We start from the raw sequence: 8097 nt of genomic DNA on the forward strand, positions 1-8097 counted from the left end.
TGTATCAATAGGGTGCCTTCGGCGACGGGCGGCCAAAGGGGTTAACGGGTCAACAGATGAACCAGTCGCGCGGCCACGCGGGCACTGCGGTTGTCCTGATCCAGCGTCGGGTTGTACTCGGCCAGATCGGCGAGCCTGAGCTTGCCGCTGGCCCGGATATGGGCGATCAGCGGTTCGATCACCGCCAGCTCCACGCCGCGGGCGGCTGGAGCGCTCACTCCCGGCATCACGGAGCCAGGCAGCACATCGAGATCGATGGTTAGATAGAGGTGATCACAATCGGCGATAAAGGCGTCCAGCCAGCTTAGCAAGGCTGGCAGCCCGGTCTGGGTCATCGCCTCGTCCAGCACATGCCACACACCCAGCGCCTTGGCACGGGCAAACAGGGCTTGGGTATTGGCGGTCTCGGCCACCCCAAGGCAGGCGTAGTGAAACGGTGTGCCCTGAGCGGCGCACTGCTCGGCGATCTGGAAGAAGGGAGTGCCGGAGCTTGCCAGCTCCTGTTTCATCCGCAGGTCAAAGTGGGCGTCGAAATTGATAATACCGACCTTGCCACTGCCGCCCAGATGACGGTTGAGGCCACTCCAGCTGCCGAACGCCACCTCGTGACCGCCCCCCAGCACCAGCGGAAAGTGGCCCAGATCGAGTGCTGCGGCAACCCGCTCGGCCAGATGGCCGTGGGCGGCGTCGAGATCCCCATCGGTACAGCTCACATCCCCGCCATCGTAGATGGGACGGTTCAGGTGCCAGGCAGTATTGGCCAGCAGCTTGCGGACCACCAGCGGCGCCCCGGCGGCGCCGACACGCCCCTTGTTGCGGCGCACCCCTTCATCGCAGGCAAAACCAAGCAGTACTACACCTGCTGCCTCTTGTGCTCCGGCGGTCCAGGGCTGCACCTTGTCATGCCAGCGCAGGGCCAGTTCGCCATCTTCCGGATCCTGCCGCCCCTGCCAGAGCGACATATCGACCGGGTTGCACTTATCCATGGAGGGTCTCCTCACCGTTGAAGATGCGGCCTGCCAGCTGATCGACGCCGACCATGTAGCTCAGCTCGGCCGGATGGGCGCAGTGCCAGATCAGAAAATCGGCCGCCATGCCCGCCTTGAGCTGGCCAAGGCGATCCTGCTCGCCGAGCGCTTTGGCGGCGTGACGGGTCACCCCGACCATGGCCTCCACCGGCGTCAGACCAAACAGGGTGCATGCCATGTTCATTGCCATCCGCAGTGAGACGATGGGGGCGGTACCTGGGTTGATGTCGGAGGAGACCGCCATCGCCACCCCCGCCTTGCGCAGGGCGGCAACCGGCGGCAGCTTGGTCTCTTTGAGAAAATAGAAGGCGGTGGGCAGCAGGGTGGCGACTACACCACGGTGGGCCAGCGCCAGGATCCCCTGCGGATCCAGATACTCCAGATGATCCACCGAAAGGGCGCCGAAGTTGGCGGCGAGGGTGCTGCCACCGAGGTTGGAGAGCTGATCCATATGCCCCTTCACCGGCAGGCCGTATTGATCCGCCGCCAGATAGACCTGCTCGGTCTGGGCCAGCGAAAAGCCGATGTGCTCGCAGAAGACATCTACCGCATCGGCCAGACCCGCCTCGGCGGCGGCCGGGATGATCTCCTGACAGATGGTCTCGACCCAGCTGTCGGGATCGTCGCGATACTCCGGCGGCACCGCATGGGCCGCCAGCAGAGTGGTCTTGACCCGGATCGGCAACGCCTCTCCCAGTCGGCGGGCCACCCGCAGCATCTTGAGTTCGTCATCCAGCGTCAGGCCATAGCCGGATTTTATCTCCACCGTAGTGACCCCTTCGCGGATCAGGGATGTTACCCTCGGCTGCGCCAGCTCAAAGAGCTGATCCTCGCTGGCGGAGCGGGTTGCACGCACCGTGCTGATGATGCCACCGCCCCGACGGGCGATCTCGGCATAGGGCACTCCCTGCTGACGCAGCTCGAACTCTTCGGCACGGCTGCCGGCGAAGACCAGATGGGTGTGGCAATCGATAAGGCCGGGGGTGACCAGCTTGCCCTGCATATCATGCCAGTGAGCGGGATACTGCCCCTTCAGTTCGGCCATCGGCACCAGCGCATGGATCTTGCCATCCTTCACGCCGATGGCGTGGAGCGGCAGCAGGCCGTAGTCGGCCAGCTCATCATTCAGGGTGGCGGGTGTCACGTTGAGCCAGACACGCTCGCAGTTCAACAGTTCCTTGTTCATAGCGACCTCAAATGTATATACATACTCTTATAGTCGATCTCTATGACGAAAGAAAGAGCGAAGTTTACATCCTGATAACAGCATCAAACTTAGAGTTTAAGCACAAAAAAGCCCACCAGGAGGTGGGCTTTGCAAAATCAAGTTGTATAGACATTTACTCAAGCTGAGTCTTGGAGCTGAGCTTGTAGCGGGAACCGGGGGAGAGCAAACGGGCGTAGGAGACCAGATGCCCCTCCGACCAGGTACGCCGATGCAACAACAGGCAGGGGGAATCTACGCGGATCTGCAACAATCCCGCCTCACCGGCGCTCGGCAGCACGGCTTCCACCACGTGCTCCATCTCGGAGAGGGGGCAGACATCCATCAGATAGCGGTTGGGGGTCTGTTGGGTAAAATCCTGCTCGCCATAGCCCGGCAAGCGCCCGGCATCGACGAAGCGTTCCTCCAATTGCAACGGCTCCCCATCGGCCTGATGGACGATCAGGCTGTGAAAGATGGGGGCGCCAACCCGCAGCCCCAGTTGTACCGCCACCTTCTCGTCGGCGGCCAGCCGCTGCAGCCGGATCACCCGGGCGCTGTACTCGCCGCCACGCTCGGCGATCTCGTCGGCAATATTGCGAATAGCCAGCAGCGGCGATTCGGTACGCCTGTCCGCCACGAAGCTGCCGGAACCTGCGGTACGCACCAGCCACCCTTCCGCCACCAGTTCCCGCAACGCCCGGTTGACCGTCATCCGGCTCACGGTGAACTGCTCGCACAGGGCAGCTTCGGTCGGGATCCTGTCCCCCGCCTGATAGTGGCGTTCGCGGATCCCGTCCAGAATATGCTGTTTGATCTGCAGATAGAGGGCTGGCGCCACCATGAAGCTCCCTAGCGCCGACGGTGGGGCGGACGCATGTCCGGCCAGGCGCGGTAGACATCGGGGATCTGATCCGGCCCGCTGATGCAGAGATCGAGATCATGCAGCAAGCCATCCTTGATCCCGTAGATCCAGCCGTGAACGGCCAACTCCTGCCCCTTGCGCCAGGCGTTCTGGATGATGGTGGTGTGGCAGACGTTGGCGACCTGCTCGGCCACGTTCAGCTCGCACAGGTAGTCGAAGCGCTCATGCTCATCCTCGATGGCCTCGAGCTCTTCACCGTATTTGAAGTAGACATCCTTGATGTTGCGCAGCCAGTTGTCGATGAGACCCAGCTCCTGGTTCTGCATCGCCGCCTTGACGCCACCGCAACCATAGTGACCGCAGACGATGATGTGCTTCACCTTGAGGACTTCTACCGCGTATTGCAGCACGGAAAGGCAGTTGAAATCGGTATGCACCACCAGATTGGCGACGTTGCGGTGGACGAAGACATCCCCCGGCAGCAAGCCCATCAGCTGGTTGGCGGGGACCCGGCTGTCGGAACAACCAATCCAGAGGTATTCGGGGGCCTGCTGGGCGGAAAGAGTGGCAAAGAAAGCGGGATCTTCGGCTTTGATCCGTTCGGCCCACTCACGGTTGTTGGTAAACAGGTCGTTCAACAGTTTCACTTCTGCTCTCCCTAATGTGGCAGTGGCGGCAACATAACACACTCAAGGGTAACCAAAGCAAGGCCGACCAGATCCCTGCGAAACAAAAACAGGGCCATCAGGCCCTGTTTTTATGAGAGGAAGCATCAGGCTTCCATGGCATCTTTCAGCTTCTTGAGTGCGTTTTTCTCAAGCTGACGCACACGCTCGGCAGAAACGCCGTAGGTATCGGCCAGCTCCTGCAGAGTGGTCTTGCTGTCATCATCGAGCCAGCGGGCGCGGATGATGTGCTGGCTGCGCTCATCCAGGGTGGCGAGGGCCGAGCTCAGACGACGGGTCGCGTGATCGTCCCAGTTGTCGTTCTCGATGGTCGCGGCCAGATCAGAGGATTTGTCCTCCAGATAGTGAACCGGAGCGAAACCGCCTTCTTCTTCATCATCACCCACCAGATCGAACGCCTGATCGTAGTTGGCCATCCGCGCTTCCATTTCGGTCACGTCAGCGGCAGAAACGCCGAGGTCGGCCGCAACGGCCTGAACCTCTTCGTGGTTCAGCCAGCCCAGACGCTTTTTGGATTTGCGCAGGTTGAAGAAGAGCTTGCGCTGGGCCTTGGTGGTCGCCACCTTGACCATGCGCCAGTTGCGCAGGACATATTCGTGGATTTCGGCCTTGATCCAGTGCACGGCAAAGGAGACCAGACGCACACCGACCGTCGGGTCGAAGCGCTTGACCGCCTTCATCAGGCCGATGTTGCCTTCCTGAACCAGATCGGCCTGAGGCAGACCGTAACCGGCATAACTCTTGGCGACATGAACGACAAAGCGCAGGTGCGACATAACCAGCTGACGAGCAGCCTCAAGATCGCCATCCTGCTGCAAACGCTCAGCCAGTTCACGCTCTTCCTCTGCGCTCAGCACAGGAATAGAGTTTACTGCCTGGATATAGCCTTCCAGACTACCTTGCGGAATCAGAGCCATAGTGCGCTGCAATGAAGTTCCCATCTGTTACCTCTTACTTTTCAATCGAATCAGTCTAACACCCTGAGAGGGTCTGTCTACTGACCGGATGCCATTCTGCGGCGTGTATCAAAGAACATGCCCAGTTTTAGACCGGCTTATCTTAAGCCTGCAGGATGAATCATGAATGAACAGTCAAAAAAAGGGGGTCACAATGAAGGACCCCCGAAAAGTAGCATGCTAAGTCCATTGTTGCGGAGCTCGCAACCTTCACATGCTTGCCAAGTCTGACGAGCAAGGCAGAGGGGCCACACCCGTATAAATGCTTCAGCTTTAATAGACTGCTTATAAATCAGAAGGTTCACTGGATCTAGCGAAGATCCGGAAGATCATTGTTATTCAGAATACTCTGACTATGGGGGCCAAGCCAGAAACGGCCCCTCTTTTACTTGATCCGCCTCTCAAAATCCAGCGATTTACTTTGATGACAAAGTAATCAGGATGGTTCGATGTCGCGAATGTGGCGATGGACCGAGAACCAGGAGGCAATCAGCCCCAGCAGGGCGCCCAGCAAGATCAGATTGATCCCGTCTACCGCTCCCATGCCAACCAGCCGGAAGTTACTGTTATACAAGCCCGCCAGCTCCTTCACCACCCCTTCACTCCAGATCACCATCACTTCGGTCAGCCACCAGGCCAGCATGCCGCCGATCACCCCGAACCAGATACCGGTATAGAGGAAAGGGCGATGAATGAAGGAGTCGGTCGCCCCCACCAGCTTGAGCACTTCAATCTCGGAACGCTGGTTGAGGATGTTGAGACGCAGGGTATTGCCGACGATCAGCAATACGGCGGAGAGCAGCAGCACCGCGATACCGGTAATGGTGTGGCGCAGCAGGTTCATGATCCCCTGCAGCCGGGTCAGCCACTGCAGATCCAGCTTGCCCTGTTCGACCCCCACCTCGTTGTTGAGCTTGCTGAGCAGCTCGGCGGCCCCTTCCGGGTTCTGCCAGCGCGGATCAGGAATGACGCTCAGCACCGGCGGTAGCGGGTTGCTGTCCAGATAATCGAGGGCATCGCCGAAGCCGGAGATCTCGCGAAACTCCCGCAACGCATCGTCACGGCTCAGGTAGGTGACCGAATCCACCTCGGGATAGAGCAGGATCCTGTGCTGCAGATCGAGAATGCTCTGCTCCGGCAGATCCTTGCGCAGGTAAAGAGAGATCTGGGAACTACTCTGCCAGCTCCCCTCCACCACCTCGGCGTTTTTCAGCAGCACGTGGAAACAGGAGGGCAGTGCCAAGCTGACGCCGAGCACCGCCAGCGTCATCAGTGAGGCGAGCGGATTGCGCCACAACTCCCCGAGACTGGCAAATGCCTGCCGCACATGATCAACCCCGTACATCATCAGACGGCGCAGCGGCGGTTGTTTATGACGAACGATAGCCATCAGAGCTCCTCCCCGGCCGAATACATGCGACCCGCCTTGAGGGTCAGAGTGCGATAGCGCATGCGCGCGATCAGCCCCAGATCATGGGTGGCAATCAGTACCGAGACCCCAAAATTGTTGAACTCCTGAAATAGCCGCATGATATCCATGGAGAGCTGGGGATCCAGGTTGCCGGTCGGTTCATCCGCCAGCAGCAGCGGCGGCTTGTTGACGATGGCACGAGCGATGCCGACCCGCTGCTGCTCACCACCGGAGAGCATGCGCGGCTGGTAACGCTCCTTGCCGAGCAGCCCCACCTTGTCCAGCGCCGCCGCCACCCGCTTGTTGATGTCCGCATGGCTGTAGCCATCGATCACCAGCGGCAGCGCCACGTTGTCGAACACGGTGCGGTCCATCAGCAGGCGGTGATCCTGAAAGATCATCCCGATCTGGCGGCGAACATAGGGGATCTGGCTGCGCTGGATATGGCTGACATCATCACCATGAAAGAAGACGCGACCATCGGTCGGACGCTCCATCACGCTGATCAGTTTGAGGAGGGTACTCTTGCCCGCCCCCGAGTGCCCGGTCAGAAAGGCCATCTCTCCCTTGCGCAGGTGAAAGCTGACCTTTTGCAGCGCCTGATGGCCGCCGCTGTATACCTTGCTGACCTTGTCAAAACGAATCATAACGGTTCCCTGAAATTGACAAACCCCGACCGGAGTCGGGGTATGGAACACTTAATCATCACGGCTGAGCTGACTCATCGCGGCCGGACTTATTCATCGCGGCTGAAGAGCGCCTCGATGAAGTCGTTGGCAACGAAGGGACGCAGATCGTCGATCCCCTCGCCCACCCCGATATAGCGGATCGGGATCTGGAACTTGTCGGCCACCGCGAAGATGACGCCGCCCTTGGCCGTGCCATCCAGCTTGGTGAGGGTGATGCCGGTCAGGCCAACCGCCTCGCTGAACAGCTTGGCCTGGCTCAGCGCATTCTGGCCGGTGCCGGCGTCCAGCGTCAGCATGATCTCGTGGGGCGCCTCTTCATCCAGCTTCTTCATCACCCGCACCACCTTCTTGAGCTCTTCCATCAGGTTGCTCTTGTTCTGCAGGCGACCGGCGGTGTCGGCGATCAGCACATCAGCCCCGCGGGAGCGGGCAGCCTCGATGGCGTCATAAATGACGGAAGCGGAGTCGGCACCGGTATGCTGGGCAATCACCGGAATGTTGTTGCGCTGACCCCAAACCTGCAGCTGTTCGACCGCAGCGGCACGGAAGGTGTCACCCGCCGCCAGCATCACGCTCTTGCCTTCAGCCTGGAACTGTTTGGCCAGCTTGCCGATGGTAGTGGTCTTGCCGACGCCGTTTACGCCGACCATCAGGATCACGTAAGGCTTCTTGCTGGTGTCGATCACCAGCGGCTGCTCGACCTTGGCCAGCATCTCGCCCATGTCCTGCTTGAGCAGGCCATAGAGCGCCTCGGCATCCTTGAGCTGCTTGCGGTCCGCGTGCTGCACCAACCCCTCGATGATACGAGTAGTGGTATCCACACCGAGATCGGCGGTCAGCAGCTGGGTTTCCAGCTCTTCAAACAGCTCATCGTCGATCTTCTTACCACGGAACAGGCCGAAGAAACCGGAGCCGATATTCTCCTTGGTGCGTACCAGACTGCGCTTGAGGCGAGCAAAGAAGCCCTCCCGCTGCGGTTTGTCCTGGGTGTCATCGTCCACCTTGGCGGCCAGCGGCAGAGCGGCCAGGGCGGCAGCCTCAGCCTCCATCGCGGCGACCAGGCGCAGATCTTCCGCACGTTGGGCCTCTTTGGCGATACGGGCTTCTTCAGCAGCCTGAGCTTCAGCGGCAATACGAGCCTCCTCCGCAGCGCGAGCCTCGGCAGCAATGCAAGCCTCTTCCGCAGCACGGGCTTCGGCAGCAATACGAGCCTCTTCCGCAGCACGGGCTTCGGCAGCAATGCGAGCCTCCTCCGCAG

At 60.2% G+C, this 8097-nt stretch carries 8 protein-coding genes; all 8 read right to left on the bottom strand.

What is annotated here, in order from left to right; all coding sequences use genetic code 11:
- Positions 1 to 41 precede the first annotated feature (41 nt).
- Complete coding sequence (gene hutG, locus AACS18_RS04450; RefSeq protein ID WP_108613797.1) at positions 42 to 986, bottom strand: formimidoylglutamase; 945 nt, start codon at positions 984 to 986, stop codon at positions 42 to 44.
- Entirely contained in the window at positions 979 to 2214 is a 1236-nt protein-coding gene (gene hutI / locus AACS18_RS04455; protein ID WP_108613798.1) for an imidazolonepropionase, read from the bottom strand. The genes hutG and hutI overlap by 8 nt, the downstream gene beginning before the upstream one ends.
- A gap of 154 nt (positions 2215 to 2368) precedes the next feature.
- Positions 2369 to 3073: a histidine utilization repressor gene (gene hutC / locus AACS18_RS04460; protein ID WP_041202413.1), complete on the bottom strand. Its 705-nt coding sequence runs from the start codon at positions 3071 to 3073 to the stop codon at positions 2369 to 2371.
- An 11-nt stretch (positions 3074 to 3084) separates the two neighbouring features.
- The gene (gene can / locus AACS18_RS04465) at positions 3085 to 3744 is read right to left on the bottom strand and encodes a carbonate dehydratase (protein WP_005339998.1); all 660 of its coding nucleotides are present in this window, start codon (positions 3742 to 3744) and stop codon (positions 3085 to 3087) included.
- Positions 3745 to 3869: 125 nt separating this feature from the next.
- On the bottom strand, positions 3870 to 4724 hold the full coding sequence (rpoH, locus tag AACS18_RS04470) for an RNA polymerase sigma factor RpoH (RefSeq protein WP_005339997.1): 855 nt from the start codon (positions 4722 to 4724) through the stop codon (positions 3870 to 3872).
- 451 nt (positions 4725 to 5175) lie between these two features.
- Positions 5176 to 6129, bottom strand: a complete 954-nt coding sequence (gene ftsX / locus AACS18_RS04475; protein WP_005339996.1) for a permease-like cell division protein FtsX — start codon at positions 6127 to 6129, stop codon at positions 5176 to 5178.
- Positions 6129 to 6797, bottom strand: a complete 669-nt coding sequence (gene ftsE, locus AACS18_RS04480) for a cell division ATP-binding protein FtsE (protein WP_005339995.1) — start codon at positions 6795 to 6797, stop codon at positions 6129 to 6131. The genes ftsX and ftsE overlap by 1 nt, the downstream gene beginning before the upstream one ends.
- Positions 6798 to 6886: 89 nt before the next feature.
- Positions 6887 to 8097: signal recognition particle-docking protein FtsY (gene ftsY, locus AACS18_RS04485; protein ID WP_258228849.1), on the bottom strand; the 1211-nt coding region annotated here is incomplete at its 5' end.

The sequence above is a fragment of the Aeromonas sp. HMWF015 genome, from assembly GCF_963878965.1.
In the GTDB taxonomy this organism is placed as follows: Bacteria; Pseudomonadota; Gammaproteobacteria; order Enterobacterales; family Aeromonadaceae; genus Aeromonas; species Aeromonas veronii.